This is a genomic window from Aliikangiella sp. G2MR2-5 (assembly GCF_015687155.1).
In the GTDB taxonomy this organism is placed as follows: Bacteria; Pseudomonadota; Gammaproteobacteria; order Enterobacterales; family Kangiellaceae; genus Aliikangiella.
In genome coordinates, this window is sequence record NZ_JADPQF010000026.1 from 1 (window position 1) to 562 (window position 562).

1 protein-coding gene is annotated in these 562 nt (G+C 46.1%); it reads right to left on the reverse strand.

The features are described from left to right. Window positions 1-562: RHS repeat protein (locus IYN84_RS20865; protein WP_196141221.1), on the reverse strand; the 562-nt coding region annotated here is incomplete at both ends.

Below are 562 nucleotides of genomic sequence, written 5' to 3' on the forward strand. Positions count from 1 at the left end.
AGTCACAACAAGAGAAGAAACCTGATTGTTGGCATCATAAAAATATTCGGTTTTTAAATTGCCTTTGCTCACACTGCTGACACGACGCTTGGTCGTATCCCAGACCGTATCAATGGTTTGTTGCTCCGGTGTACCATAGGCTTCGATTCTTTGCGTTTCAAAACCGTCGGCATCGTGGGTGAACTTTGTGACAACGCCTGTTGGGCTGGTGGACTGGCTGACATAGCCATTTGCATCATACTTGTAAGTCCAGCTGCCGACTTCACAATCGGTACAAGCTAACTGCTCGTACTGGGTCACCAGCTTACGTTTGGACTTGCCAATGAATCGTTCTTCATAGTGATAAATCACATCATTGGTTAAGGTGTCGGAAATATGGTGAGTCACTCGCGTTTGATTATCCACTGAATAATCCAGGTCGACTTTTTCCAGACTCTGTCCATGCTCACTGCTAATGGCACGACCATTGGCATCGTAATTCCAGGTCGCCAGACGAACACCCTTTTCGTTAATCTTGCCGGTCAGGTGACTCGGAAAACTGGCATTCTCATAAAGATATTGC